General features: G+C 34.4%; 31 protein-coding genes and 3 pseudogenes. 31 read left to right on the top strand and 3 right to left on the bottom strand.

Annotated elements, in window-relative coordinates; translation table 11 throughout:
• Positions 1-523 precede the first annotated feature (523 nt).
• The 14 genes and pseudogenes from J2Z40_RS18475 to J2Z40_RS18410 all read left to right on the top strand — a co-directional run bounded on the left by J2Z40_RS18475 (position 524) and on the right by J2Z40_RS18410 (position 10,255).
• Positions 524-814, top strand: a complete 291-nt coding sequence (locus J2Z40_RS18475; RefSeq protein WP_066392002.1) for a hypothetical protein — start codon at positions 524-526, stop codon at positions 812-814.
• Positions 815-966: 152 nt separating this feature from the next.
• Positions 967-1,311 carry a hypothetical protein gene (locus tag J2Z40_RS18470; protein ID WP_066392004.1) on the top strand — a complete coding sequence of 115 codons (345 nt, stop codon included), beginning with the start codon at positions 967-969 and terminating at the stop codon, positions 1,309-1,311.
• Positions 1,312-1,402: 91 nt separating this feature from the next.
• Entirely contained in the window at positions 1,403-1,738 is a 336-nt protein-coding gene (locus J2Z40_RS18465) for a hypothetical protein (RefSeq protein ID WP_066392006.1), read from the top strand.
• Positions 1,739-1,876: 138 nt separating this feature from the next.
• On the top strand, positions 1,877-2,764 hold the full coding sequence (locus J2Z40_RS18460) for a hypothetical protein (protein ID WP_245350171.1): 888 nt from the start codon (positions 1,877-1,879) through the stop codon (positions 2,762-2,764).
• A gap of 106 nt (positions 2,765-2,870) precedes the next feature.
• Positions 2,871-3,098 (top strand): hypothetical protein, encoded by a 228-nt coding sequence (locus tag J2Z40_RS18455; RefSeq protein ID WP_066392009.1) that lies wholly within the window; start codon positions 2,871-2,873, stop codon positions 3,096-3,098.
• 186 nt (positions 3,099-3,284) lie between these two features.
• Positions 3,285-3,788 (top strand): phosphoribosylanthranilate isomerase, encoded by a 504-nt coding sequence (locus tag J2Z40_RS18450; protein ID WP_066392010.1) that lies wholly within the window; start codon positions 3,285-3,287, stop codon positions 3,786-3,788.
• Positions 3,789-4,290: 502 nt separating this feature from the next.
• The gene (locus J2Z40_RS18445) at positions 4,291-5,277 is read left to right on the top strand and encodes a DUF1835 domain-containing protein (RefSeq protein ID WP_162840471.1); all 987 of its coding nucleotides are present in this window, start codon (positions 4,291-4,293) and stop codon (positions 5,275-5,277) included.
• Between the two features lie 44 nt (positions 5,278-5,321).
• Positions 5,322-5,699 (top strand): VOC family protein, encoded by a 378-nt coding sequence (locus tag J2Z40_RS18440; RefSeq protein ID WP_066392012.1) that lies wholly within the window; start codon positions 5,322-5,324, stop codon positions 5,697-5,699.
• Between the two features lie 111 nt (positions 5,700-5,810).
• Positions 5,811-6,245 carry an NUDIX hydrolase gene (locus J2Z40_RS18435; protein WP_066392014.1) on the top strand — a complete coding sequence of 145 codons (435 nt, stop codon included), beginning with the start codon at positions 5,811-5,813 and terminating at the stop codon, positions 6,243-6,245.
• A 147-nt stretch (positions 6,246-6,392) separates the two neighbouring features.
• A complete protein-coding gene (locus tag J2Z40_RS18430; protein WP_066392017.1) occupies positions 6,393-6,857 on the top strand; it encodes a hypothetical protein in 465 nt (154 codons plus the stop codon).
• 115 nt (positions 6,858-6,972) lie between these two features.
• Positions 6,973-7,269 (top strand): hypothetical protein, encoded by a 297-nt coding sequence (locus tag J2Z40_RS18425; protein ID WP_342590350.1) that lies wholly within the window; start codon positions 6,973-6,975, stop codon positions 7,267-7,269.
• Between the two features lie 72 nt (positions 7,270-7,341).
• Positions 7,342-7,695, top strand: coding sequence for a hypothetical protein (locus tag J2Z40_RS18420; protein WP_245350170.1), 354 nt, complete (start codon positions 7,342-7,344; stop codon positions 7,693-7,695).
• A gap of 1,196 nt (positions 7,696-8,891) precedes the next feature.
• Positions 8,892-9,312: pseudogene (locus tag J2Z40_RS18415) on the top strand (VOC family protein).
• 178 nt (positions 9,313-9,490) lie between these two features.
• The gene (locus J2Z40_RS18410; RefSeq protein WP_066392025.1) at positions 9,491-10,255 is read left to right on the top strand and encodes a MerR family transcriptional regulator; all 765 of its coding nucleotides are present in this window, start codon (positions 9,491-9,493) and stop codon (positions 10,253-10,255) included.
• Positions 10,256-10,298: 43 nt separating this feature from the next.
• Here J2Z40_RS18410 and J2Z40_RS18405 read toward each other — a convergent pair whose 3' ends face one another.
• Entirely contained in the window at positions 10,299-11,162 is an 864-nt protein-coding gene (locus J2Z40_RS18405; RefSeq protein WP_066392027.1) for a DUF2268 domain-containing putative Zn-dependent protease, read from the bottom strand.
• A gap of 438 nt (positions 11,163-11,600) precedes the next feature.
• Here J2Z40_RS18405 and J2Z40_RS18400 point away from each other — a divergent pair, with 438 nt between their 5' ends.
• The 15 genes and pseudogenes from J2Z40_RS18400 to J2Z40_RS18340 all read left to right on the top strand — a co-directional run bounded on the left by J2Z40_RS18400 (position 11,601) and on the right by J2Z40_RS18340 (position 22,055).
• Entirely contained in the window at positions 11,601-12,251 is a 651-nt protein-coding gene (locus tag J2Z40_RS18400) for a hypothetical protein (protein ID WP_245350169.1), read from the top strand.
• 51 nt (positions 12,252-12,302) lie between these two features.
• Positions 12,303-12,752 carry a hypothetical protein gene (locus J2Z40_RS18395; protein ID WP_083953841.1) on the top strand — a complete coding sequence of 150 codons (450 nt, stop codon included), beginning with the start codon at positions 12,303-12,305 and terminating at the stop codon, positions 12,750-12,752.
• Positions 12,753-13,038: 286 nt separating this feature from the next.
• Complete coding sequence (locus J2Z40_RS18390; RefSeq protein ID WP_066392029.1) at positions 13,039-13,956, top strand: DNA/RNA non-specific endonuclease; 918 nt, start codon at positions 13,039-13,041, stop codon at positions 13,954-13,956.
• 126 nt (positions 13,957-14,082) lie between these two features.
• Positions 14,083-14,361: a hypothetical protein gene (locus J2Z40_RS18385; protein WP_245350168.1), complete on the top strand. Its 279-nt coding sequence runs from the start codon at positions 14,083-14,085 to the stop codon at positions 14,359-14,361.
• A gap of 69 nt (positions 14,362-14,430) precedes the next feature.
• A complete protein-coding gene (locus tag J2Z40_RS18380; protein ID WP_066392031.1) occupies positions 14,431-14,808 on the top strand; it encodes a hypothetical protein in 378 nt (125 codons plus the stop codon).
• Positions 14,809-14,970: 162 nt separating this feature from the next.
• The gene (locus J2Z40_RS18375; protein WP_066392033.1) at positions 14,971-15,876 is read left to right on the top strand and encodes an aminoglycoside phosphotransferase family protein; all 906 of its coding nucleotides are present in this window, start codon (positions 14,971-14,973) and stop codon (positions 15,874-15,876) included.
• 234 nt (positions 15,877-16,110) lie between these two features.
• Positions 16,111-16,506 (top strand): annotated as a pseudogene (locus J2Z40_RS19910) (calcium-binding protein); the annotation flags it as partial.
• A 21-nt stretch (positions 16,507-16,527) separates the two neighbouring features.
• Positions 16,528-16,647 (top strand): annotated as a pseudogene (locus J2Z40_RS19905) (excalibur calcium-binding domain-containing protein); the annotation flags it as partial.
• A gap of 238 nt (positions 16,648-16,885) precedes the next feature.
• The gene (locus J2Z40_RS18365; RefSeq protein ID WP_066392038.1) at positions 16,886-17,086 is read left to right on the top strand and encodes a phosphate starvation-inducible protein PhoH; all 201 of its coding nucleotides are present in this window, start codon (positions 16,886-16,888) and stop codon (positions 17,084-17,086) included.
• 118 nt (positions 17,087-17,204) lie between these two features.
• Entirely contained in the window at positions 17,205-17,657 is a 453-nt protein-coding gene (locus J2Z40_RS18360; protein WP_342590349.1) for an anti-sigma factor C-terminal domain-containing protein, read from the top strand.
• Positions 17,642-17,968, top strand: a complete 327-nt coding sequence (locus tag J2Z40_RS18355; protein ID WP_066392039.1) for a hypothetical protein — start codon at positions 17,642-17,644, stop codon at positions 17,966-17,968. The genes J2Z40_RS18360 and J2Z40_RS18355 overlap by 16 nt, the downstream gene beginning before the upstream one ends.
• Positions 17,969-18,523: 555 nt before the next feature.
• Positions 18,524-19,573: an ATP synthase beta subunit C-terminal domain-containing protein gene (locus J2Z40_RS18350; protein ID WP_066399115.1), complete on the top strand. Its 1,050-nt coding sequence runs from the start codon at positions 18,524-18,526 to the stop codon at positions 19,571-19,573.
• A gap of 184 nt (positions 19,574-19,757) precedes the next feature.
• Positions 19,758-20,486: an alpha/beta fold hydrolase gene (locus tag J2Z40_RS18345; protein WP_066392041.1), complete on the top strand. Its 729-nt coding sequence runs from the start codon at positions 19,758-19,760 to the stop codon at positions 20,484-20,486.
• A gap of 67 nt (positions 20,487-20,553) precedes the next feature.
• Positions 20,554-20,772 carry a PF20097 family protein gene (locus tag J2Z40_RS19900; protein ID WP_066392043.1) on the top strand — a complete coding sequence of 73 codons (219 nt, stop codon included), beginning with the start codon at positions 20,554-20,556 and terminating at the stop codon, positions 20,770-20,772.
• Positions 20,773-21,203: 431 nt separating this feature from the next.
• The gene (locus tag J2Z40_RS18340) at positions 21,204-22,055 is read left to right on the top strand and encodes a pentapeptide repeat-containing protein (protein ID WP_066392046.1); all 852 of its coding nucleotides are present in this window, start codon (positions 21,204-21,206) and stop codon (positions 22,053-22,055) included.
• A gap of 452 nt (positions 22,056-22,507) precedes the next feature.
• On the opposite strand, the gene J2Z40_RS18335 is transcribed toward J2Z40_RS18340, so the two are convergent.
• Positions 22,508-23,878, bottom strand: coding sequence for an MATE family efflux transporter (locus J2Z40_RS18335; protein ID WP_066392048.1), 1,371 nt, complete (start codon positions 23,876-23,878; stop codon positions 22,508-22,510).
• Between the two features lie 130 nt (positions 23,879-24,008).
• Entirely contained in the window at positions 24,009-24,596 is a 588-nt protein-coding gene (locus J2Z40_RS18330) for a helix-turn-helix domain-containing protein (RefSeq protein ID WP_066392052.1), read from the bottom strand.
• A 622-nt stretch (positions 24,597-25,218) separates the two neighbouring features.
• Between J2Z40_RS18330 and J2Z40_RS18325 the strand changes: the two genes are divergently transcribed.
• Positions 25,219-25,713, top strand: coding sequence for an NUDIX hydrolase (locus J2Z40_RS18325; RefSeq protein WP_066392054.1), 495 nt, complete (start codon positions 25,219-25,221; stop codon positions 25,711-25,713).
• A 331-nt stretch (positions 25,714-26,044) separates the two neighbouring features.
• A complete protein-coding gene (locus J2Z40_RS18320) occupies positions 26,045-26,506 on the top strand; it encodes a GNAT family N-acetyltransferase (RefSeq protein WP_066392060.1) in 462 nt (153 codons plus the stop codon).
• The last annotated feature ends 383 nt before the right edge of the window (positions 26,507-26,889 follow it).

Raw genomic sequence — 26,889 nt, 5'->3', positions numbered from 1 at the left:
TACTTCTGTACTTTAATGAAGAGGCCACCAAGCGATAGCGCGGTAGATGATAAAAATCTATAAAATTGTGTCTACTTTATTGACTTAATACCATTTGTTATTCGTGCTGTTTGGTTATTTAGCTGAGAACGGGAAAACTTCCCTCCTCATGGGTGGATCTTGTGTAGTTATATGGATAACAACAGCCATCATGTTGTATACCCTAAAGACGGGAAGACATATTGGTACAAAGATAAGTAGAACGGTGCAGGAATTTGATGGAAATCGTTTGGGAGATAAGCGTTGGAAGCGAAGAAAAATATCTGAAGCTGTCATCATCAGTGTTATAAGTGTTCTTATTACAGTTTTAGTGTTTGTTAAGGATTTTAACTCTGTAAGATTGGACTTTTCTATCAGTGCTTTCCCATTTATCGGGGGGTGGGTAGGCTATAATATTGGAGAGATTATCAGAATGAAAAATTTGTAAGGATAATCGAAAAATAAGAAGAAACCCTTGTTAAAGTAACGGGGGCGTTTTATAAAAATGGATCATGTAAAATGGATAAATAGTGGCCATAAAGAGGACAATCGTATTTTTAGTTCAGAGATTGAAGCTAAAGAATGGGCAGTTGCATTATATCCAGATTTTGTTGCATATTTAGGTATTCAAAGGAACGTAGGATATGCAACACCTGATGACAAAGTAATTAAACATTTAGCAGTTTTTTTCCCTCAATGGGCTGATTATTATAATTTACAAGTCGATATTTGCACTGAAAAATTACAAATAGATGGTCAAACGAACCAGAAAATCTGGACACAGCAGAAGATATGAACAAGGAAAGAGTGTGAAAAAAATTTAACCTACTGCTGCGATATTCTAAAAAGGATTATCGCTTATTTTTGTTGAAGTTATTGTCCTGACGAGTAGGTTAGTATGAATGGATAATTCTATCTAAGGAATGGAGTAGGGATAGGAGGGTGTAAATGAAAAAGATTAAAATAAAACTTTTAGCTACGCTGATTATAATTAATCTTATTTTAACCGTGGGATGTTCAAAGGAAGAAAGAGAAGATAAATCCACTATAGATGTTAAAATCGCTCACGATAAATTGTATGAAGAAGTTAGGAAAAAGGAAAATTTATTTAAACAAAATGACATAGAAATATCTTCTATATGGGCAGATGAGGAAACTAATACTCTTCATGTAGGACTTCTTGAATTAAATAATAAAACGGAGAAAAAGTTTAAAAATATCTTATTCGAAAAGGTACTTCATGGAAGTGTGAAGTTAAATTTATTTGAAGAAGAGCCTATAGAATTGCATTAAGTAATCATTTTTTTAGAGGAGAGAATAACCTAATGCTTTAAAAAGTTTGCTGGTGTTTAGGGGTGATTAAAAGATAGTCATGAGGAAATTAATGGTAATCCTTTATATATTTTTGATACTTTTGATTGTAGGGTGCTCAGATAATGAAGAATTAGAAAATCTTAACGCAAAAGATTTTAATAATGTTGTAGTTTTATTAAATGGCTCCAAGGTTTATGAATCCAATAAAGACGAGGCAATAGAGGGGATTATTAATGAAATAAACATAAATAAAAAAGAATTTGCAACTGAAATGTCGTTTGGAAAAGAACCAGAGGGAAAGATTAAATTTACAGGAAAGAAAGATATTGAGATTTCTTTTTTTGAAGAGACAGGGAGAAGTATTTATGGACATTACTATATCCACACAGAGTTTAAATTTGAGTAGGTTCTGACGCTAAGGGGGAATTGAGGAATAAGGCAGTCGCTTCTTCAACTATTGTGGCAGTTTAGTTGAAGAAGGGTTTGTGATTTTTTGGTAAAGTTAAATGATAAATAAATAGAATTTACATTTTAGATTAGGGTGATGAAAATCGAAAAGTTAATATTGCAAAAACATGTTGACTATAGTACAAATCTGAAATTTGTTGGTGGTCAAATAACGAGAGATGGAACATTACTACTAATTGAAAGTAATGGACATGAGTTAGATTTTTTTCAACGCCCTGTCCCAAAAAGCAACTGGACAATTAGAATTATTAAAAGTGAAGGTATAGAAACAGTAGAATTAAAAAATGTCCCTCTTATGCCGTCAAAAGCAGATTTATTTTTGGATGGTACTTTACTAATTGTACAAAGTCGTTGTTTAAAAGATGGAGATAACATTGAAAAAAATGCCCGAAGATATAATAGGAACGGTCAGTTAATCGAAGCATTTACTCTTGGTGATGGTATTAGTCATGTTCAAATTGATGAAACGGATACTATTTGGGTAGGTTATTTTGATGAAGGAGTATATGGAAATTTTGGATGGCAACAGCCTATGGGAAGTGATGGTCTTATTGCCTATTCAATAAATGGTCAAAAGTTATGGGGTGGTAGTGATTATGACATTTCGGATTGTTACGCATTAAATGTTGTAAGTTCTAAAGAAGTTTATTTCTCCTATTATATAGATCTCCATCTCATTCAGCTATCTGATATGAAAGAGTCGCTTCGCTATCGTATAGAATCTTTTGGCATCCAGCAATTTATGTTTGACAAAAAAGGGTTGATTGGTCAAATCATAGACGTGCATAATTCACAGGACAGGTTTCCAATGATACGGTTTCTAATAGAAAATCGGACAATTATTCCAATGGGAAAACTGCAATTAATAGATGAAAAAGGTAAACAAATCAAAGGGGAAGTATTTATGCGTGGGGCATTTCTATATGTATATGGCAAAGATGGAATATATAAAAGGAAATTGTGAAAAATCTATAAACTATAGGCTGCGATAGCAGAACAAGGCTGTTGTCGCTTCATCACCTATTTGAGCAGTTTAGTTGAAACAAAAAGCATACGTAGGGGGGAAGCGGATGAGACAGTATGTTATACCAATTTTAAAGGGAATCGCAACAGGGATTTTAGAAACAAATAGGAATGGTACGTTTATTATTAAATGTTCAAAATGTGAATGTTCGTCAGAATTAGAATATCAATTTTTTAAAGGTTCTGGGGATATAGAAGTTAATATTGTTGATGAAAACATTGTATCAATTCGATGCGGAAATTGTGGAAATGAAATATCCAGCTCAGAGTATTAATGCACAGTACAAAAACACTATTCATCAGGGAAACCTAAAAGGATGATAATTAAGGTTACCGATCTACGTCAACTAAAGGGGGCAAAGATCCAAGAAGGATTAACGCTTATTGTTGTGAAGTTATTGTCCTGACAGAGCAGAAGAGTTGAAAAAGCTTGGCAAAATAAGAAAAACTGGGAGGGGCAAATGGATAAACATAAGTTTGTTGAGTTTGTTAAAATTGCAAGAAGGCTAAACGACATTGAAATTATTCCCTTGCTCATGGGTTCGGTTGGTTTAGAGGTCATTACAGGAAAGAGTTGGGATGCACAAGATATAGATATTCATGTACCTGGCGATAAAAGAGGATGGGAAGTTCCGCCAGAATTAAATATACATAACTGGAATGATATAGTGAACATTATGAATTTGATGGAATATAGCTTGATTGATTTACATGAACATGAGTTCTCGAAAGATGGATTATCAGTTGAGTTTGGTATAATTGACACTTTGCCAAGTTTCGCAGGAGTACAATTAGAAGATTTAGAAATGCATCAAATGGGAGATGTAAAGTATTATTTACTAAATCCGAACCAATATTTAAGCGTTTACGAATCTTCATCCAAGGACAGTTACCGAGCAGATAACAATAATAATAAAGATTTTAGAAAAATAGATTTCTTAAAAAGCATGATATATGCTAACTAAAAATCTTACCAAATTTATTGTGTGGGGACGACTGTTCAACAGGGACAGTCATTTCTTATGCTAATGAGCAGGTTTGTTTAAGAGCTAACATTAAAAATACGAAGAAAGACCTTTATAAACTAGAAGATAATTGAAATAGAATAGAAAGGTTAAGAGAATTACAGATTAGTGAATTAATCCCCCGTAAGCAAAGTAAGTATCTGTTCCGAGTATGTATGAGTACAGACCATGAATACTCAAATAAGGCATTAAAAGAGGCGAATCAGCAAGTAAAAGAACAAGTTAGGGCCATCTTGTGTGAATTGCGATTTTCAATAAAATTAACATAAATGATAAAATATAGAAGGGATTTCTATAAGTATTATAAAAGGAGCTGTTCATCATAAAAACTAAAGTGACTTATCCATTTATTTATTTCTTTATGGAACCCAATATCGTTTTCGTTTACAAAATACAAACACAAAATTATATAACCATTTCAGATTTGAATGAAAATGGGGAAATGCAAACATATGAATTAGAACATGAAGATACATTCGAGATGTTTAATCATGAAGAGAGCAATCCGCTTGTAGGCAAAGGATATGGAATTAATTTAAGCGATGTGAACACAATGGTAAAGGTCGTTAATAAATGCATCCAAAAATATCGACCTTCTTTTTCATCCAGTTTGGTTGAGCCTGTACATATCGTTTCCTCAGAATCCGCAGCAGGTTCTTTAAGAGTAGGACTTGAAAGACCAAAGGTTGTCATTGGTTTTCCAGATTCCTTTTCAATTGGCCCATTGTGGAAATTAGATGTAAAAGAAGGACAAACGTTTCGAAATCAATGGGTATATGAACATATTAATTATGAACTGGATGATTTTGAGTATGAAAATAAATTCGCTAATACATTGCGGAAGCTAGAAGATATTCCCCAGCAGGTTCCAATATACATTTGGTATGGAAATAATGCCGATGAACAAACTGGCCTGAGATACCTTCTTTTTCTTCTGCGCGACAAAACAAATGATATTTTCCTCATGAATTCCACTGAACTCTATAAAAGATACATAGAACGAGAAGATAGAGATCAAAAGATTTTTCATACAGCCCATATCGAACAAAAAGAGTTAAAACTCCTATTTGATAAGGGCCAAACAGCCCTACCTATATCTAAACAGAAACGAATGCAGCTTCAAGAAGAATGGAATTCCTTGGCACAAACAAAAGAAGTTCTGCGCCTGTGGCTGAAGGGTGAAATAAAGGGCATTAATGAAGATCACTTTGATCCACTGATCATAAAGACCATTGAAATGCTTCATCGTAAACAGGAGAAAAAGGAGTTCATCAAGGCTGGAATGGTGATTGGAGAAATCCTATCGGAGTCAACCGAACTGATGAATGCTTTCTTCTTAGAGTATAGGATTCGACATTTACTATATAGCGGGATACTTGAATTGAAAGGAATACCTAAATCAATGAGACACTATAGTGTTAGGTTATGATGAGGAGTAATGAGCTTCTAACACGGAGGAGGGATTAACGAAAAATGAGTGTTCTTTTCAGAGTGGAACTGTATGTAAAGGACATCAAAGAATCTGTAAACTTTTATCAAAACATGATCGGGTTAGATTTGTATGGAAGAGGTAAACGTGGTGCACTTTTTAATTTTGATTGTTTTTCATTATTACTTACTTCTGAATCAGCGTTAGGAGATAAACATTACTTTAAAAATAAGGCTATAAGTGATATTAAAGGAAATGGTTTTGAGCTAATTATAGTTGTCGATAAATTGGAAAAGGTGTACCAAAGATTTCTTGATAACAATTACCCAATTGAGGTTGAAGTGGAAAAATACCCTTGGGATATGAGAGGTTTTAAGATTGCTGACCCCGATGGATATTTTATAAGGATTACTTCTGAATGATATTTGTGAAAGATTGTACTTAGAATAAAATGAAGCGGTTTAATTTAAGAAGGAACTTCATTGAATTAGTAGAATTCTATTAGCTAAATAGGTAAAACGGGGGAGTAAAGGATGCAGCAATGGTTTGGTTCTTCAGGTGTTTGTATTAATGAACATGGTCAATTGTTGATGGTTTTACAAGGAAAACCAGAAGAAAAAAAAACGTGGTCTATTCCATCGGGTGGAAAGGAATACGATGAGACTTACGAAGAGTGTTGTATTCGAGAAATTGAGGAAGAAACGGGATATTTAAGTGAGATTATTGAAGAAATTAAGGTTAAGAGAAAGACTTATGAACATCATAATATAATTGTTGAAGCCCATTATTTCTTAGTAAAGATTGTGAGTGGAAGTAGAAAATTTCAAGACCCTGATAATCTTATTTATGATATTGCTTGGAAAAACTTAGATGAAATAAACACTTTAGAATTAACTTTCCCTGAAGATAGAGAGTTTCTTATTAACTACATATCAAGGTATTCTAGACAAAGTTCCTTGTTCAACTAACGGGTTGCGATTGTTCAATAAAAACTAATGGGGGCTATTCTTCAAGAAGGAGAATGGCTTTTTCTTATTGAAGTAAAGAATTGTTCAATACGAAATCATAAAAGGAATGAGCAATTACTTTACAATAAGATTAAACGGAGGTTTGAGATGCGAAAAGTATATCTAGATCGAACAGAATTTCCTGGAGCCGTAATTGTATTTTTAGAAGATACTGAGATTATACAAGCAGGTACAACGATTTATTCTATGAGTGTGTATGAGAGAAATGAGGAGTACCAAAAATATGCTGACGATTATGATATTCAATTTATCTTTGACGATGATATTCCACATTTAGAATTTTATACGGTTCCATATGTAGATATTATGGCAAAAGATAGCAAAGGTGGATTTATTGGAACGGTTGGCCAACAATGTGATTTGGAAAGTGACGCACCCATTTGTTATATCAATAAAGATTTAGAGTGCTTGATCATTTCTGAAAACGGAGAAGGTTTTCTGAGTAATATAGAATCATGGCAAGACAATTTGAAACCCTATGATAAAATTACTTTTTATCGTTCGAAAGCAGAAGCAGAAATGGAACTAGAATTTATCGATTTGTCTATCTAATATTCCTCTGTCATTATAAATTCATAATGAATTAATGGGGAGCGTTTCTTCATGGGAAGAGGCGCTTTTTTCTAAGGAGCAGGATAGTAAAGTTTAAGGGGGAAATAAATTGAGAGTGTTTTTAGAGATCATAAGAATTATTTGTATCTTTGCTCTTCTTGGAATGCTATTTGGTGCCATTCCTCAAGCTATTTATTCAACAATTGATATCGATACCGAAAAATACGGATGGTCATCTATGCTCGGCATTTTTATTTTACTATTTGTTTTATATAGAAATAAATTACAATTTAGTGGCTGGTACAAGGGAAAAGGAAGAGAAAAACTGCCGAAAGGATTTTCAAATACTTTAATAATAAGTGCAGCCATCTTACTTTTGCTTCCTCCAATTCTTTATTTCCTATTCAACTAAAGGGGGGCTTTAGTTGAAGAAGCATTAAGTGATTTTTGGATGAGATCATATTTTAGTAAAGGGAGAATAAAAATGAGTAAAAAAAAGAAGTTTCTATTCAGAATTTCAATCGGTTTGAATATATTACTCGTTGCAATTGTGGCTTGGGGAATTATAAAGATAAACTTCGTAAAAGAGCAAGTTTTTATTACAGAAGTCCAAAGTAATTTAGTAGAATTGGAAGGTTTAATTGCTCACCAGAGTGTTGATCATTGGTCTGAACCTAACTTGGTTACAACTGAATTAGGAGATGTGTTAAATGGAATTTGGCTAGGAATGACAACTGGAGAGCAGCTTGGAACGCTTTCTAAAAGTGACAAGGAAATTCTAGAACATTTATATTCCAAATTAAGTCAATATCCTAATGATGAATTATACAGCTTATAGACTTAACCGAAGAGGATAAACAGAATTTTGAGGGTCTACGGAAAACACTTCGTGAAGTTGGATTAGGATTAAATATTACTATTAGTGGCAATATGAATTCCTTTATGAGCAAAGCAGAGGCATTAAATGAAAAGGTTGAATCCCCATTAAATTAGTAGTAACGGGCTTCTTTAGTTTAAAAAGCACTGTGAATAATACCGAGAAAATGCTCAGAATAAAATATGAACTGCACCCAATCATTAGACACGATATAACAATTGAAGGTGCAGTTTTCAATTGCTAAAATGACTGCAGATGATACCTTACCCTTACTTTGATAAAAAGTGATAATATCTTATTCCATAATTGGGAGAGTTACTCCAACAACAGGAATAGTCAGAGTGTAGGTGATCCTGCTTAGTTTTTTTAACTGATTTTATGGGGAATTTTTAAAAAAGAGAGGGATTGTTATGAAATATAAAGAATATGATCATAAAATAGATGATGTACTATTGATTATATTGACAATCTTATTGGCAGTCTCTGCATTGGTGTTCTACCCAATATTACGAATGTTTCCTAATTGGAATATATGGATTTTCATTTATCCCTCAATACAAATTGGGTTCATCCTGCTATTAATTGCTGGGGTAAGGTCTAAAATAAAAAAAATTAAGTTGTTTCTGATCTTTGTTAACACTATCTGTGTGATTCTAAACTTTGTTTTGATCTATTTTTATATGTTTCCCCGTGGTATTGCTTGAAGTGAAAAAAGGAACAGTCTGATCTGTTGAAATACTTTAAAGTTAATATAGGTATGAAAATTTGTGAAGAAATGCACTTAAATAAACAGCTGCGATACTTCATTAAGAGGTATCACATTTTCTTATTGCATTAAAGAAGCGGGATTCTAGAAGAGCCCAGATTAATTTTTATTCAGCAATCGGACCAGATTGGTAGAGTAACTTTAATTTCGTAGTTGACTTATACTGCTCAACAAATAATTTTGATTATTAAGGAATGTACTTTAATAAAGAGGTTTTATTTATCGGAGATAGGTTTTCAACAAACAGGCCAGATAATTGAAGATAAGAAAGAATTTTGGAAGGTTGCCTTGTACGAGTTAATTTGAATAATTTAGCTAAAGATTTGATTTTGATAAGATGGGATAGGTAAAGGGTCTTGATAAATACATTATGAGGAGACATCACCAACTTATGAAACCACAAATTACTGTAATTACATTGGGCGTAGATGATTTGGAAAAATCGTTAGAATTCTTTCGATATGGACTGGGGCTTACGACAGAAGGTATAGTTGGCAAAGAATTTGAGCATGGAGCGTTGTCTTTTTCGATTTACATTCAGGCTTAATGCTTGCCATATGGAACAGAAAAGATATAGCACATGATGCAAAGATTAAAAAGACCGAATCAAGTTCTACCGAATTTACTATTGGTGACAATATAAAAAGTAAAGAGGAAGTAGATTAGGTAATGGAACATTCAAAGAAGGTTGAGGCCATTATAACAGTCCCTTCACATAACACATTTTGGGGTGGATACTCTGGATACTTCCAGACTCAGATGGCTATTTGTGGGAAGTTTTTTGGAATCCACACTGGGAAGTAAAGGAATAGATGCCAAATGAACTGCATCCTTGTTTTTTACGCACGTATTCCTTCCCTTCAGTAAAGTCTTCGAAATGATCTGCCACGATTGGACATTACTGTTGATGTCGTAATGTTATAACCTAACAAAATGTGTAAAATATATAGATACAAAAAAATTTTTTAAGGGAATTAGAGGATTTTCGAAATGGAAAAGCATTTTTTTACAGTTAAAGAAATTGTACTGATAACAGGTGTCACGGCTAGAACATTGCATTTCTACGATAAAATAGATTTATTAAAACCAAATCGCTTATCTAATAATGGTTATCGAGCCTATAGCAGAGAAGATTTGGAAAGCCTTCGAACTATTTTATTTTTAAAAGAAATGGATATTTCTTTAAAAGATATATCAGATATTATGCAGCTATCGAAGTCAGAACAACGACAAATTTTAAAATTGCATTATCAAAGACTGCTCGTAAAACAACAACGCTTAGGGGCAATTATTACTGCCTTAGAGGATTATGTATCAGGAAAAGATATATTTAAATTGGATATCTTTAATAGCTCACCAATTTTGCCATTACAAGAACAGTATACTCGTGAAGCCAAAATGGTATTTGGTGAAACAGATAAATACAAAGAGTATGAGAAGAATATAGAAAAACTATCTGATAAGGAAAAAGAAAATTTATATGATGAATTCGGAAACAATATGGAAAAAATATTTAAAAAATTGGCAGAACAAATCCATAAACTTCCTTCTTCTAAGGATATACAGAAACTAATAGTAGAATGGAAAAGTTACCTGGAGCAAACTATGACTTGTGATACAGAAATTTTGAAATGTATTGCTTATACCTATAAATCTGATAAGAGATGGAAAGACTATATCAACCAATTCAGTGATGGAGATTTGAGTGAATTTGTTTATCAGGCCATTATGCATTACTGTAAAACTAGTAGGTAGAAATAAAGCATGCTGCACAATCAGCATGCTTTATTTCATTCATTTAATTTTCAAAATATCCAGATACCTCCATGATTTCATCGCCATCCATAATCGTAGCCTTTTCGATGAAAATACCAGTTTTTCTTAGATATGCCTGTGTTGCATGATATCCTACAGCATAGCCTCCACAAAATGGCATTTCAAAGTCTTGAGTCTCTGGCATCATTGGATGCTTTCCAAATATATATTTACGAACTTCCATAAACCCTCTGACATCAAGTGATTTTGAAATTATTCTTCTTGCAGTTTCCAAATCCGCTCCTTGTACACCTGTTACCCAGGGGCCAATGTACTCTTCTCCAAACATACTTGCTGCAAAGCTTTCAGCCAAGCCTTCAATAGCAAGGTATCTTCCAACTGTTACATCCGTCATGAAATTCCACTTTGTATTATGGAAAAGTACATTGTGATGAAACTCATGAGCAATACATGCATTCAGCTTTGGCAAATTCCTTTCGTCCGGATCTATCATTATTAATATATAGCCAGGTATAGATCCCATACCAGTGTATCCTTCCACCATTGCTAAGTATTCTGGGTTTCCTAAGAAGATTCCTACTACAACTTTTTCCGGTAATGGAATGCAGGCTTCTTCAAAACGAGCTGCTGCAACTTCAATGGTCCTTTTTGCCTTATTCCATGCATCCGTCTCTTCAAGCTTTTCTAACATTTCTAGCATCTTGGATTCGCGGCCAGAAAGCTCTATACACCCCATGGCTTCAGGTGTCTTAGGCATATGCATTATTTCAAACATCTTATGAAAAGGTTTTATTAACTCTCCGCTAAAAAATTCACTTCTCTCCCCTTCTGGCAAATTAAGCATTTCTTTATATAAATTTAATGTATCTTGTATAATAATTTCCATTAAAATCATCTCCTTATTATTCAATTGAAATCGTGATATCACTTCGAACAATTTCGATTATAGGCTATGACGTTACGTCAATGTCAACAAGATAATTAATTATTTATTTATTCTCCATTTCTAGTCAATTAACATTTGAGAAGAAATATTAAAAAGTTTTCGGACTTAGACAATATTTTAGTTATTCTAGAAAAGGGCGCAATTGTTGAAAAGTAAGATGAGAAAATAACAGATCTATTTGCTGCACAGTACAACGATACTATGAAATAAAAAACCAATATTCCACAATGGGGCGCTTTTCTAAATAAGGAAAGCGTCTTTCCTCATGAAAAGGGCCATTTTGCGGAACAAAAAAGTAACTTATTTAACATTTATCCGTCTAACCATTCAAGGAGGATAACGTAAGGGTAAGTACACTTCTGAAAAAGAGAGACATTTTTGAAAGGAGCGATTAAATTGAAAAGTCTTTATTCCATTTGGAAAAGTATACCGGTACTAGTTATCGTTTTCATGCTTACTGCTTGTACAGGAGAAACAAGGCCTTCCAATACAACGATAAAGGAAACGACAGAAGCTGAATCGATACCGTCTTCTTCATCCGGCCAGAAGCCAAACACTCTAGAAACTCGCCCAGCAGTTAAAAGCTTCGAACTGCTAACATCTAAGGGGAATCAGTCACTGGAAGCTACTCTATATCAGGGGGAAGGATTTTCTTTGTATGTCTTTGAGAAATTTACATTTGATGCAACTACGGGTCGCTTATCATTAAGTGGAAATCCGGGATATTACGTTGATATTGAACCACTGTCATCCGATTATGATTTGGCTCAACTTGAAGTAGTGGGTAAGGAAGAGCTGCATCAAATTGGTGATGTATCCAATTTTAGCGGCGAGTTGCTCGAACATCCTCTTGGTTTCGCGGATCTCTATCTTCAAGCTTCCGGAAAGGAAGGCATTAGCGATTATATCGTGTGGACATCGGAATCGGGCGATGCTTTTTTGTTCCGTCTTCATAATCCGAAAGGGGAGGAAGCATCCGATTTCGCCGGACCCATTCAGATCTCCCTATCTACCGTACAAGGTGAATAAAACATTGTCGTATTTCTCTAATTTGGTACGTCTATTTGATAAGGGAGTGTGATGGGAATTAGAAAGATTTTTACTGTAATTATTATCATTGGCTTGATTGCTATAGGATTGTTTGCCTTTGAACCATTTAGTTCGGCCCCACCCACACCTACTATAACAGCAGGAGACACGAAAATTCCTACTACACAAGGTTCATATTGTTGGAATGGATTATTTTTTGCTCAGTGTGTAGATAAGGTTTATACAAGTCCTTTAGATATGGCAAAAGAACATAAGCCAACAGTTGTATCTCCAAGCGAGGAAATAAAAATTGACTTTAAGAAAGAACCCCTTGCTGAAACAATGAAAGTGGAACAATGGATTGGTGAAAAATATGAGGAATTAGAAGTGATTAATAATTCAATCGTGATTCCAAATGAAAAAGGAGTATATGTTTATTATGTATTAGCTAATTGGAAAGAGGGAGACGGAAATTATACATTTTCGGTTGAGGTAAAATAATAATCCTTCTTCAATTTATTGATGCTATAGCAAGATAAGCAAAGAACTAATTTTGCTTATCTTTCACATTTTCTTTCTTCAACCAACTGGCACAATTCCTAAATTGGAATTGTGCCTTTTTCAATACTAGAAATTGGAATTTAACCCTACATACTTCAAACTAAGTATCTACTGCAATAATATTAATATTGTAATATACTTTTATAAATAGGTTTACAATGTTAATATATGTTTTATTCAATGAACTCTAGAATGTTCAGTAAAAGATACGATAAGGAGTCTTAAAATGAAAAAGAAAATAAACTATTTAATCTTGCTTATAACGGCCATCTTAATAGTTGGTTGTACTAATGTAGAAGATGTCTCGAATACGGATGGGCAAGCTGATTCACAAGAAGTAACTACAAAAAATAGTGAAAAAGAAAAAACTACGACCGAAAAACAAGTAGTAGAGGAACCATCAACAGAATCAAAAGATCAACTGTTTAAAGGTTACAAACGAATTGAAGTTGATGGCGGTGATTTGTCTGGACATCGTGAACCTAACGTCGTTGTTGACATTGGTTTCGGGGACCGCGAATATTGGGCATTTACGAATGAATACGGGCAACTAGTACGTGTCATTGCTGACGAAATCGTTCTACAAGATGATCGTACCGAACCTGTAACATCGTCTGGCAGATACTACGCTGATGAAGCAAAGGTTCCTGGTGTAGAAAGAGCAGATTTAGATGAAGGACATGTCATTGCAGATTCTCTCGGTGGGGTATCCAATGCTTACAATATTACCCCACAAGAAAGTACGCTTAACCGACATGGGGATCAAGCATATATGGAAGATGCGATTCGTAAAGCTGGTGGGGCTACTTATTTTGAAGCCATTATCACATATCCGAATACGGACACGCAGATTCCTTCAAGTTATCAGTATACTTATACTTTAATGGGTAACAAGGTCGTTGATACATTTGACAATGTGAACCCGGATGAAGTAAACGCATCACTCGGTTTAACAGGCAGTAAGCCTTCCGATTCAACTAGTTCAAACACACATGGTGATGTTTCTAGTGTTGATACAAACGGAAATGGACAGGTAACGATAAAAGAAGCAAAAGCAGCAGGTTTCAGCATGCCAATAACGAGTGATCATTGGTTATACCCCTATATGGATGATCGTGATGGGGACGGGATGGTAGGAGAGTAACCCATTAGAACTTTAGGGAAAAATGAATAACAAAAGCTAGTCCACCTTTTATAGGGGTGGATTTTTTGTTTTTATTGAATGTATGTATTTGGATAGATACATATATTGAAGGAGGTTATGCTGTTATTGAACGAAAGGGGGCGGGTTACAATAACAGTTATTTCACTTGCAGGGTATGGATTGATTACTGAGGATTTTAAGTTTCAACCATATATGATGTTGTTTATCAGTTTAACGTTGTTGGTAACCGGTAGTGGGATTAAAAGAATTTCAAATTGGACAAAAAGGTTATGGCTGGCTGAGTATAGTTGTATTTATATTTATTTTATTTGTAGCAATCAAAAGCTTCTTAATGAAGTAACGGCTACATTCTTAAACAAGGGATGCTGTTTATTATTCAAGTAAAGAGCAGATTAACGGAACAAGACTTATGGTACAATTTTACATAATATAACTTTTAGGGGAGTGTTTAAGATGCGAAAGTTAATAGTTTCAGGAATTTTAACATTAATAGTTTTATCAGGTTGTTCATCGGAAGCAGGTGTAACAACAGATGAAAAAGTAACAGGTCTTGTAAGTGACTATTTAGGAGCACTGGAATCAAAGGATATATCAGCAATGGTAAAATACACCGATGATTTAAGGTTTCCTGATAAAAATGAGCAAAAAAAACAATATTCACATATTGAAGCAGAAATTACCGATACAAAAATTATAGAGATTAAAAAAGTAAGTGAAACTGAATTTGAAGCCACCGTTGAAATGGTTTCTGATGGGGACTTAAATGAACTGACATTCCCAATCCAAAAGCAAGAAGAGAATTGGAAAATTATCGTTGGGCAAGATTTTTAATTAGAAAAATGGCTTGTACTTGTTCAATTAACGGGGGTGATTGTTCAGCAAGAACAGTCGCTTTTTCACTAACGTTGCAGTTTAGTGAAAGAAGGAAATGTTCTTTTTTCGAAATATACAAATTTGAGATTAACTTGAAAATTTAATAACTGGGGTGAGGATTTGAGTGAAAAATTAATAAAACAAATTCCTTTAATAAGTAATTGTAAAGAAGTTGTTGAAATTAAAAAGGGTTTTTCCTCAGATGAAAAATACCTATTACATATGCCAAATGGTAACAATAAGTTACTACTTCGGATTTTTAATTTAGAAGAGTTGGAATTAAAGAATACAGAATTCTCTATTTTAGAAAAGATGAAGGCTTTTAACCTTACTTGCTCACAACCGATTGCAATTGGTGAGGTAGGATTTCGAGGGTATATGATTACATCATATATAGAGGGTATGGACGCTCAGGAAGAAATCCCAAAATACTCAGACCAAGAACAATTTAATATTGGTTACGAGGCAGGAAAAGAATTAAAAAAAATGCACCAATTTCCTGCTCCCGACAATATCTCTTCTTGGTATTCAAGGAAAGTGAAAAAACATAAGAAATATATTAACGAATATTTAGCGTGTGGAATTAAAGTTGAAAATGACCAAAAAGTAATAGATTTTATTGAGGAAAATATTCACCTAATGAAAAATCGTCCTAACTTGTTCCAACATGATGATTTTCATCTTGGAAACATCGTTGTGAATGATAAAAAATTCGCAGGCGTTATAGACTTTAACAGGTATGATTGGGGAGACCCTATTCATGAATTTCTAAAGATAGGAATTTTTAGCCGAGAAGTTAGCATTCCTTTTTCAATAGGACAAATTAGAGGTTACTTTAATAATAATGAACCTGATGAAGATTTTTGGAGATTGTATTCACTTTACTTAGCAATGTGCGTTTTCTCTACTGTGGTATGGACTTTAAATACAATTCCAAACGATATGAATGAGATGTTAGATAAAGTTTACACTTTTTTAGAAGACCATGATTATTTCAGTAGAATTAAACCTAAGTGGTATCAATAGTATTTTAATTATAAGATTGTACTTCAAGTTACGAACGGAGGCTTTACTTGAAGATCATTGAGTTGCATATGCATCTCTTTTTTTTATTATTGAACTAAAGGTGCAGTTTTTAATACACTTTCAGCTTTAGTTTGGAATCCTATTTAATTAATTTACATGTATTCGCTCTACATAGTAAATTAGTAGTATAATAGGATTGTTATTTCTGTAAAATTTTTCAAAAAGGGGATAATTATGAAGAGATTTACCTACCTATTTATGATAGTATTATGCGTTTTCCTTGCAGCTTGTTCATCAAATGAATCAACTAGCAAAGAGAAAAATGCTGAAACAAAGAATGAAGAGAAACAAAAAGATGAAGCAGAAACGAAAGCGAAGGCAGAAGAAGAAGCTAAAGTGAAAGCAGAAGCAGAAGCCAAAGCGAAGGCAGAAGCAGAAGCCAAAGCGAAGGCGGAAGCAGAGGCCAAAGCGAAGGCAGAAGCAGAGGCCAAAGCGAAGGCAGAAGCAGAGGCCAAAGCGAAGACGGAGGCAGAGGCCAAAGCGAAGGCGGAAGCAGAGGCCAAAGCGAAGGCGGAAGCAGAGGCCAAAGCAAAGGCAGAAGCAGAGGCCAAAGCAAAAGCAGAAGCGGAGGCTTTAGTAAGTTCGACACAAGAGTCTTTTGCCAACTGTACCGAGTTAAGAAAGGTATACCCAAACGGCGTACCTGCTGATCACCCAGCGTATCAATCTAAAATGGACAGAGATAAAGATAATTATGCTTGTGAGAGATAGTAGACTTGTTTTAACCTGCCCTCTTAAATAAAAGAGATGGGCATATTATTTAGGATATAACCTCTTCAACAATTGGGCACATTTCTTGAGTAAGAAATGTGCCTTTATTAATGAATGGGACAGGTTGATGATTAAGTATTGGAAACCTTCTGCACGATGAAATGTATAAAAATTGTGACGAAGGTATTTGAACGAACTAGCATGTTTAGAAGGTCATTCACAACAAGGGGGATAAAAAGTGGATTTATTATCTTGGATGGCTGTTGGGTTTATTGTAATCGGATTTGTTGTTCTTGCATTTATAACAAGAAATATGGAAAATGAGGTCCATCAAAGTTCAGCAACCCAATCCATCATTTGGAAAATAGTAGGAACTGCGGTTTGGGGGATCGTGAGTATCTTCCTTATTGTATATTGGTTATTTCCTAGGTTTTTGTGAAGAGACGAAGCGAAACAATTGGGCACAATTCCGAAGCATGAATTGTGCTCATTTTTATTTATTAACAGGCTGCTTTCATTCAAAATAATGTAACTGTGGATTGGAAGCTTAACTATCAGTGGGGGAGATTTATCTTTCTTTGAATCGATTAATGAAGCCGGAGGAAATTGAAAAACAGCTCGGGAACAAAGTTGAAGTAAGATGGGTAGCCGTTGATACGGGGCTTGAGGATAAAAACCTATATGAAGCGGAATATTCAGTTGCGCCAATTGGCTACCCGCTGCAGATCGATTCCACTACATGGTCACCATTTAATGGAAGAGAACAGTCAAATGAAGAGATATTTTTAGATATTTTACATTTCCTGGCCAAGGATGAAAAAACAGCCGAGAAAATATCGCGAGCAAAATCTTTAGTTTTAAAAGAAAGAATCCCGTATATCGAGAAAAACGGAATCCATGTCTATGGAGCAGTTGTCACCGGACCCACTCCGGAATTAAGAAAACTAAAGGATAATGATTGGATTAGAACGATGAAGGTGGGGGAAGTGAAGCTATGGAATTGGAAATGAACAATAAGAAAAATAAGAACAAAGAAAAACAAAGCAAACTGCAAACGATTTCGGGATTCCTCTCCTTCCTGTTCGCTCTCATTGCACTCGCAGGGGTTAATGTTACATTATTAATGGATATCGATGATTTTCCGAAACTATTTCTTGTCGACTTGCCGATCGTTGGTTTTTTCCTAGGGTTGTTTGGGTTAATTACTTCTAAGAGATCGAGATTATATGCATTTTGGGGCATAGGGATTAGTTTGTTCATTTTAGTTTTTACATTTCTAATGATTGGGCTATCTTGGGTTGGGATTAATCCGAAGCCTTGATATGATCGTGCAGGGGGAAAATGGCCGGCGATTTGGATGGGATGTTAGAGATTTGAATATATTGTAGGCTCTGCAGTAATTGAATGTTGATTTTACTTTGTTTGAAAAATAGACGGAGAAACTCCGGCTAAATTGGGAAATATCCATATTTCCTTAAAAGTAAGGGAAGTTTTTCCGCTTATTTTCTATAAATGGATGGGTTTTGTCAGATTTGGAGCTGATAAGCGGAATATCTCCGCTTATTTCTGCTTATTCAGCATTTATTTTTATAATAGGCGGAAATTTTCCGTCTATTACTCCACATACATAGATACTTTAGTAAAAAAATAGAAGGATTATGTACCGTTAAAAAAGCCGAAATCCTCAAAGCATAGGAAACGGCTTTTTAATTTGGCCCTAATCGCACAATTAGAAAGTTCCACTCTTTACTAAGATTGACTAACACCCTGTTCTTACTTTTAAAAGTAATTAAAATTAAATCAAAGAGTAATTATCGTTGCGTTACAACGCAATCTAAATTACTATATAAAGTAAAAGAGGGAAGTTATGGAAAAAATAGATGACTTGAGACTAAATGTAAACTTATTACGCAGGAAAGTACCGAATCTAACGAGTGCAGCCCGACAAGTGGGCTTGCGGCCAGCTACTGTTTCTAATCTATGCACGGGAAAAATTCCTGTTGGCCGAGCGGAGGTTCGAACGTTAGTTGCACTGGCATCATTAGCCGACTGCAGTTTAGATGAACTGATTATTCGAGTGGGGAAAGTCGAAATGATAGAAACGAAAATTAAAACATTGGATTTATTTGCTCCGTTAGCAAAAGGAGGCACTGTCGGTTTGGTTGCTCGCCCAGGAATGGGGCAACTCGTTGTATTAGCAGAATTACTCTATCGGCTTAAGAATGAATCATATAAAACCATTCTCATAATGCCTGAAGGTGAACATCGAGGGTTAAGTGATGTGATTGAACATGCAGAAATCATTACAAACACAATCGAAGAAACATTTGAGAGTATTGCGAGTATTGGCGGAGATCAGGATATTATTTTTATTGCAGACAGAACGCATGTGATAACAGGCGGCATCCAACAGCTGCAGGAAAATCTTCAAGGGATTGGCATTCATTCTGTTACTACCTTCCTCGTTGATTTGACAGGGGAAGTGGTGGATGAAGATTTCCCTTATGGACCACTTGAAACGTTATGGCAATTTGATGCCGACCTTGTGGCAAGACATCGCTACCCAGCCGTTAATCCTCTAAGCTCAACCTCATCGGTACTCGAAGGAGCTCATATCGATCAGGAACACTTTGCCATTCAACAAAAAGCCCTAAAAATTCTTCGCCGTTATCGGGAACTCCGTTCATTAGTGAATGTGAGAGGAATTGAACGAATTCCGACGTCCGAGTTACAAACCTATCGAAGAGGCGAGAGACTGGAAGCCTATTTAACTCAGCCATTTTATGTTGCCGAGGCCTTTACAAAAAAATTAGGCGAAGCGGTTAGCCTACAAACTACTTTGCATGATGTGAAAGAAATTTTAAACGGTACAGCAGATTCTAAAAATGTATCAGAATTAGATTTTATTGGGAATATACAATCCTAGTGGAGGGACACTGATTCCTCAAATAAGCATTTGTACTAGATTCATATGTTCTCAACCTTATCGGATACCTACATATTCTTTTGGGGTTGGGCTTCCGATAATAGTAGATTTAAATCATACACAACATCGTATGCTTAAAATAAATGGAATCATCCATTATTTTATAAAAAAGGTGGAATGACGAATGAATGGTAACGATAATTGGGTTGATAATCATGGCATTAACATACACTTTATTGAAACAAATGCTCATTTAAAGGAAAAGGCTCCTCTAGTAATGATTCCTGGACTCTCGGAATCGGCAGATGATTATTTGTCTGTAATTGAAAATCTCCCACCTAGACACTGTATCATTATTACACTCAGGGGGCGCGGCAAAAGCGACACTCCACAAACGGGCTATCGTTTGGAAGACCATGTCAGTGATATCGATGCTGTGATTACATATTTAGGGCTAAAAGATTTTATTCTATTCGGTTTTTCTAGAAGCGTTTCATATGCACTAAAATACACGTTAAAAAACAAAAAACTAGTTAAAGGGTTAATCATCGGTGACTATCCTGCTATTCATACACAGCTTCCTCAAGGCTGGGTTGAGTTTTTCTCAACGTTGCCGCCTTGGAGGGGAAAACCTCTATCCGAAAGAATGAGTCTAACCGCCTTACATGGGATCCAAAAAGAGTCCGCTCAAGTGATCTTTTGGGATGACCTACCATCAATTGAATGCCCTGTTCTAATTATTCGTGCTGGGAAACAGAGTGCAGCGCTATCAATAGAAGCCGGGGAACAATATATAGAAAAAATGCCCCAAGCAAACATAGTCGTTTTTGAAGAATCAGATCATAATATTTTTGAACCGCATTTAGATACATTTTCACAAACGATTGATTCATTTATGGATAAAATCAACTGATAAATAAAGCAAGGAGAATGAAGCGTAGTTTTGGGGTGAAGAGAGAAAAGAAAGGTGGCGAGGATAATTGAACGCTCCTGTAAAATGTCCTAATTGTAAAGAGGAGGGAAAGCAAGGATACATTTATTCTACTCATCGAATTTCTTGGTCGGAATCAGGTGATTCAGTTTTCATTGATTATGGGAATGAAGTATTAATTGATCAGTCATTATTTAAAATAAGTAAAACCCCAGCATATAGATGTGAACAATGTAAATTAGTTATTTTTTCGTATGATAAAAAGTAATTTTCAAAGGTGATGTGATCAAACAAGTGGGGGCATTAATCAAAGAATGATTCATGCTTATTTTTGTTGATGATAATCTATTGCTAGGCATAGTAGTGGAAGTGGGGAGTTTACTTGGTGTTTGGTGAAGGGGATCCGTATTCTGATGTTGAATTATATATATTCATTGAAGATGATAAGATGGAGAATTTTAACTCAGGACTAGAATGTGTTGAATCTAGTTGAAGCACTGAATGAGGTGATTGGTTCTCTCTATATGGTTGATGTAGATAAAAATCTAATTAATATGCTTTACAGCTACTTCAATGAAAAAAACAATCATGAAAATAGCGATCACTTTCATTTAAGAACCATATTGTTAAGAAATCATGTACAATACAATCAAATATTTATATTAACTAAAAAATAGAAAGTTTAAAGAGGGTATAAAAATGTATAGCGAAACAGCCAAAAATATTAGAGAAAGTTTAACGGCTGATTGTACGAAGTGCTTTGGACTTTGCTGCACAGCGCTTAATATTATAGCATCGAATGATTTTCCAATAAACAAGCCAGCAGGAACAGCTTGTGTTAATTTACAATCTGATTATGGTTGTCAAATTCACAGTAACCTACGAGAGAGAGGTTTTAAGGGCTGTACAGTGTTTGACTGTTTAGGTGCTGGACAAGTCGTTTCTCAGGTTACTTTTAAAGGCGAAAGTTGGCGGGATAATTCTGAAATTGGGGATGAAATGTTCCGAGTGTTTCCGATCATGGAACAAATACATGAAATGATTGCGTACACGGCAGAAGCATTGTCGTATGATATTCCTCATGCTTTGTCTGATAAATTGAGTGTGCACTTAAAAGAATTGCAGAACATAACAAAACTCGATGCAGAACAATTATTATCTCTTGATCTAGTAATGTACAGATTTCCATTAAATAAATTGCTTTCGGAAACCAGCAAGTATATTCGTGAAAGCCTAATTGCAAAATTACCTAGCACTAAAAATAGCAAGAAATATAATCATGAAAGAGCCGACTGGATTGGCAAAAAATTAAGTGGAAAAGATTTAAGGGCGCTAGATTTAAGGGGAGCATATTTGATTGCTGCAGATATGAGAAATACAGATTTAAGAGGTGTTGATTTTATTGGAGCTGATTTACGCGATGCAAATTTAAGTGGGGCAAATCTTTCTACAAGTATGTTTTTAACCCAAATGCAAATTAATTCAGCCAAAGGTAACGATAAAACTATATTGCCTTCGCATATACAACCACCTTCTAATTGGAGTAACTGATTTTGTTTTTGCTTGTGTATTGAATCATTTTTTTCATATCAGTCTTATTCAATTAACTGTTGATCTTGTCGAATAAACTTTGGATTTTTAAAGTAAAGTTTCTTACATAAAAACATTTTGAAAAATTTTCTAGCCTTAAAAATTCTCATGAAATAAAATAAATGACTGTTATTTAAATCATGTGTGCTTAACTTAATATAAGTGGAGAAATTCCGGTTAACTGCTCTAAATAGGACAAGATCCATCGATTTAGATCAAATAATCAGAAAATCTCCGCTTAATATTAATGAAGGAAAAATGATATATTACTGCTAAAACTCCAATGGAGAATTCCACACACTCTCTCTCAGGTATCCATCTGGTAAACTAGTTCATCCTCTTCAAGTCTCTTAATTATCTAGTGAAGATTCCCTTTGAGATGCCAGGTAACAACCTCAATCACTCATTAAACTTTATAATTTTAGTGCTTTTAAAGCTTTCCTTTTCCAGAAAAATTGATGATAAGTAGATTGAGCCAAGAAATTGACTATAAATGCAATTGGATATGCGAGCCAAATTCCATTTATCCCAAGTGTTGTAAAATGTGACAAGGAGTATGCTACCGGAACTTCAATCAGCAAAATACTTGTGATTGTAAAAATGGTTGGCCATAGTACAGTACCTGTTGCTCTCATTGTTGCTGAGATAGCCTGCGTGTGACCCAAAATAACATAACTCCAAAATGAGAACATCATAAGGCTTTTAGCGATATGAATTGTTTCAGTATTGTCTAAAAAGATACCTAAAATAGGGGTTGGTATTAGGTAAAGAATGAGAATGAGAATACCGCCAAGTAAATAATTCAGTGTAATAGCTATTTTCGTTATATGTTTAATGTTCGAAATGTTCCCGGACCCCACAGCTTGTGCAACAAAAACTGAAATGGCAATTGAAATGCTCATCGCTGGTATTTGAACATAGCTTGCAATTTGATTCACGATTCCGTATGCTGCCGTTGCATTGGATCCATAATCATTGACAAAAGTTATGACTGCGATTTCTGACAGTGCAATTGAAACCATACTAATACTAGTAGGAATGGCTAATTTTAGTAAGGTTTTTAAAACAGAACCTTTCAAGTGAAGATGTTTCAAAATAATAGAATCCAGTTTGAGCACGTGATTTCGTTTGTGTAAGAATACTAACAGAATCACAAATGTAATGAAATTGGCTAATACAGAAGCGTAAGCAGCACCATTTAACCCGAATGCCGGTAAGCCCAGCCAACCGAAAATAAGAATTGGCAGCAAGGAGATATTTAAGATCATACTAATTAATAAAAAATAAAAAGGTGTTTTGGAATCGCCAACACCTCTCATAAAGGTTGTATAACACATATATAAGAAGGTAATGGGCAATGTAACAAATAAAATACGTGCATACTCTGCACTAGCAACTAGAATATTCTCAGGTGTTCCCATCCACTTTAGAATATCTTCTGTAAAGAATCCTCCGATAAGGGCGACAGCAATGGAAATAATCATCGTAAAGAATAGCGTAACTCCGACTACTTCCTTCATTTTTTTAATATTTCCGCTACCGTAAGTTTGCCCGACTAGAATGGAGCTTCCAGACCCAATTCCGATCACAAAGGATAGTAAGAAAAAGAATAGGGGGAAGAAGGCAGAAATAGCTGCTAAAGAATCTACTCCAAGTGTTTGCCCAACGATGATAATTCCAAATACTTGACCTAATGATTGCAATACACTTGCAAAAATGACAGGTATAAGGAAGGAAATCATAGGCTTTGCTAAGACAATTGTTTCATTTAAATGTTTATTCATTTCATATAGCTCCTAATAGATTTCAGTCAAAAGAATCCCTCACTTTTTAAATCAAAATTATGAAAAAAGTGAGGGAAAGGTCATCGAGTACGAACATCTAAGTCACCACTCGTGGATATTAGATAACAAATTAATATAAAAGCTGATAATATAAACCAAGTTGAGTATCATACCAGAACAGTTTGCTATGTTTCCGTTTCGGGATACGTGTTTGCAATCCCCATTCAGGGTACTGTTTAATAATCTGAATTTGCTCACCAGTAGCAACAGCAATAAATGATATATAATGATCTTTTGTCATCGGATGATCACTTGAAATAAACCATTCATGATCAATTTCTGTAATTGACAGCTTTTCTTCGTCTGTTGCTTTCTTTGCTGTTAATTGTTCTAATTTTCTTCCACAGCAAGATAGGGTTATATCTCCAGTTGCTAATACAATATTATTGCATGACGGACAGACAAAATAATTCGAGTTTTTCATATTTCCTCCTACAAATTCATTCGATGATAATTCACCATCTAAAATATTTTCTATATTTACTCCCAATAGGGTAGATAAACTTGGCAATAGCGTGACATCTGGGCAGCCGTATCCACGCTCCCATTTTGAAATGGTTCGATCAGAAATGTTCATTTGATCAGCTAATTGTTTCTGTGTCATCCCTTTTTCTTTCCGCAAATTATAAATCAACTCTCCAACTTTACGATTATCCATCATTTTATCCTCCTGAACTATTTCTATCTTAGGGGTTAATATCGTTAGCAGCAACAAACGCTCCGTAGAGTTTACCTGTTTTCCTTTTGATCATGTTTTTATAACTGTATCATTCGACTGCATCCAGCTGCTATTCGTTTATGAATTCTTCCTTATATAGTTAACTATATGGAAATTAAAAATGAGGATTTTTCAAAAGTAAAAGCTTATTGTGAAAAGTACAAGCGAAATGCTCTACAGGAAAAGATCAGATTCAGCGATTTAGGAAGTTGTTGTCGGAATGATCATCTAACAAAAGGGCTTGTAGACATTAATCGGGGATTACATCTCAGTCCCGCGATTACAGAGATGCCTTTTTCAATAAAGGACTGAAAGATTGTGAACGGAATGAACTAAAGGAAGTTAGTTGAATCTAAAAAATGGTAAAATAATGCTGTTATATTATTACTTAGGTGGTAAGATTCAATAAATGAGCACTTTAGAATAAGAAAGCGTCTTTCTTCATGAAAAGGTCGTTTATAGAAGGGGAACTTTCAAATTTGAAAAATAACTGAGCGGGTAAGAGATTGTTTTTGTTAGATTGTTACGAATCAATTGGGATTGAAAGTATGAGGTCATAGATATGAAAATCGAATTTTATTATTTAGATTCCATGAATGAAACAGAATTAGAATTTGCGGTAATTAGCGCTATTTATAAAGGAAAGTGGGTTTATGTTAGACATAAAGAGAGAAAAACGTGGGAAATTGCAGGTGGGCGTAGGGAAGCTGGAGAAACAATTGAGGAAACAGCAAAAAGAGAGTTGTTTGAAGAGACTGGCTGTATAGATGTTGATTTAATTCCAATATGCGACTATTCAATGAATGACTCTATTACAAAAACGTTTGGAAGGTTATATTTTGCGAGGATAAAGGAGATTGGTCTCTTACCAGCTTCTGAAATCGATGAAATAAAACGATTTGATTGTCTTCCTAACAACCTTACTTATTCAGAAATTCAACCAAAACTATTTGAAAAAACACTTACTTTTATTCGGGATATGAAGATAGACACTAAAAATTATAGGTGCTTTAGTAAAAAAATAGGGAACATTTTTATATTAAAGGGTCCAGATTAAGAGTACAAAAACTAAATTAGAGTACCAATTTCAGGTCGAAATAGCATATGATTTGAACCTCTTATTTTTGTTGATATAATAAGATTTATTGTGAATTGACATAACAATTAGCATTGAAATTTGCAGTCTTTTTAATAGGTTGACAACAGCTAATATTATCCGTCTGAAATTTATACCAAATTAAGTGTCAATTTTATTGCTAATTATGTTTCTAATATCAAGTTGATTAGCAACTTATGCCAAAATATCTTGAAAAGGGAAGTTTTTTATATAAGAAATAGATTTTTTTGTTAGTATGAATATAGGTGTTTTCTGGAAAAGGGGAACCGATATGAAAATAAGTCGAACAAGAGATTTTGAATTAGTCGCTAAATTGAACAAATATGTTCACGATTTACACGCAAATTTATATCCCGAGTATTTCAAAGAATATAATTTTGAGGAAATTAAGATTTTCTTCCAAAAAATTATTGATCAAGAGGAATTCGCTTTCCTGCTGTTAGAGGATGATGAGCAACCTTTAGGCTATGCCTGGATTGAATTTAGGAATTATCCCGCTAATACCTTTAAAAAAGCGTATAAATCGGTATATGTACATCAAATAAGCATCACAGAAAACCAAAGAAAAAAAGGCTATGGTTCTAAGCTGATGGACGAGATTACTGACATTGCAAAAGTAAACGGTATTAACAAGATAGAATTAGATTATTGGTTTAATAACGAAATAGCAAAGAACTTTTATAAGAAGAATGACTTTGTGAAATATCGAGAGTTTGTCTACAAAGACATTTAATTCTCACGCTAATTCAATTGCTAAATGATAAATAAAAGAGGTGCAAATTGCACCTCTTCTTTTAATGCTAATTTAAATTTTGTACTTCAAAACCGAACCCGTTTTTTTATATTTAGTAGCTTTATAATGATTACATATTACTCGAAAAAGATGGAGTCATTTATGCGATGGGAGGGAAAACAAAAAAACCACTAAGATGCTAATTTAATAGCATTCTTAGTGGTTTTTTGTAATGTTTTTTTGAAGTTGAAAGTAAAGTAAACACAGAACTATTTTACTTTTTTCCAGATCCCCCTCTGTTAGGATAGATGTCGTAGACAACTTTAGTGTATAGTTTAATTAACACACGGAGGTTGATCGACATGAAAAGTAACAATGGAAAA

Source organism: Cytobacillus eiseniae, assembly GCF_017874625.1.
Classification (GTDB): Bacteria; Bacillota; Bacilli; order Bacillales; family Cytobacillaceae; genus Cytobacillus; species Cytobacillus eiseniae.
This window is presented reverse-complemented; position numbering and strand designations above follow the sequence as displayed.

Coding starts and splice junctions, on each gene's coding strand:
- J2Z40_RS18475 (WP_066392002.1), top strand. CDS start 524: ATGGATCATGTAAAATGGATAAATAGTGGCCATAAAGAGGACAATCGT.
- J2Z40_RS18470 (WP_066392004.1), top strand. CDS start 967: ATGAAAAAGATTAAAATAAAACTTTTAGCTACGCTGATTATAATTAAT.
- J2Z40_RS18465 (WP_066392006.1), top strand. CDS start 1,403: ATGGTAATCCTTTATATATTTTTGATACTTTTGATTGTAGGGTGCTCA.
- J2Z40_RS18460 (WP_245350171.1), top strand. CDS start 1,877: ATGAAAATCGAAAAGTTAATATTGCAAAAACATGTTGACTATAGTACA.
- J2Z40_RS18455 (WP_066392009.1), top strand. CDS start 2,871: ATGAGACAGTATGTTATACCAATTTTAAAGGGAATCGCAACAGGGATT.
- J2Z40_RS18450 (WP_066392010.1), top strand. CDS start 3,285: ATGGATAAACATAAGTTTGTTGAGTTTGTTAAAATTGCAAGAAGGCTA.
- J2Z40_RS18445 (WP_162840471.1), top strand. CDS start 4,291: ATGCAAACATATGAATTAGAACATGAAGATACATTCGAGATGTTTAAT.
- J2Z40_RS18440 (WP_066392012.1), top strand. CDS start 5,322: ATGAGTGTTCTTTTCAGAGTGGAACTGTATGTAAAGGACATCAAAGAA.
- J2Z40_RS18435 (WP_066392014.1), top strand. CDS start 5,811: ATGCAGCAATGGTTTGGTTCTTCAGGTGTTTGTATTAATGAACATGGT.
- J2Z40_RS18430 (WP_066392017.1), top strand. CDS start 6,393: ATGCGAAAAGTATATCTAGATCGAACAGAATTTCCTGGAGCCGTAATT.
- J2Z40_RS18420 (WP_245350170.1), top strand. CDS start 7,342: ATGAGTAAAAAAAAGAAGTTTCTATTCAGAATTTCAATCGGTTTGAAT.
- J2Z40_RS18410 (WP_066392025.1), top strand. CDS start 9,491: ATGGAAAAGCATTTTTTTACAGTTAAAGAAATTGTACTGATAACAGGT.
- J2Z40_RS18405 (WP_066392027.1), bottom strand. CDS start 11,162: ATGGAAATTATTATACAAGATACATTAAATTTATATAAAGAAATGCTT.
- J2Z40_RS18395 (WP_083953841.1), top strand. CDS start 12,303: ATGGGAATTAGAAAGATTTTTACTGTAATTATTATCATTGGCTTGATT.
- J2Z40_RS18390 (WP_066392029.1), top strand. CDS start 13,039: ATGAAAAAGAAAATAAACTATTTAATCTTGCTTATAACGGCCATCTTA.
- J2Z40_RS18380 (WP_066392031.1), top strand. CDS start 14,431: ATGCGAAAGTTAATAGTTTCAGGAATTTTAACATTAATAGTTTTATCA.
- J2Z40_RS18355 (WP_066392039.1), top strand. CDS start 17,642: ATGGAATTGGAAATGAACAATAAGAAAAATAAGAACAAAGAAAAACAA.
- J2Z40_RS18345 (WP_066392041.1), top strand. CDS start 19,758: ATGAATGGTAACGATAATTGGGTTGATAATCATGGCATTAACATACAC.
- J2Z40_RS18340 (WP_066392046.1), top strand. CDS start 21,204: ATGTATAGCGAAACAGCCAAAAATATTAGAGAAAGTTTAACGGCTGAT.
- J2Z40_RS18335 (WP_066392048.1), bottom strand. CDS start 23,878: ATGAATAAACATTTAAATGAAACAATTGTCTTAGCAAAGCCTATGATT.
- J2Z40_RS18330 (WP_066392052.1), bottom strand. CDS start 24,596: ATGGATAATCGTAAAGTTGGAGAGTTGATTTATAATTTGCGGAAAGAA.
- J2Z40_RS18325 (WP_066392054.1), top strand. CDS start 25,219: ATGAAAATCGAATTTTATTATTTAGATTCCATGAATGAAACAGAATTA.
- J2Z40_RS18320 (WP_066392060.1), top strand. CDS start 26,045: ATGAAAATAAGTCGAACAAGAGATTTTGAATTAGTCGCTAAATTGAAC.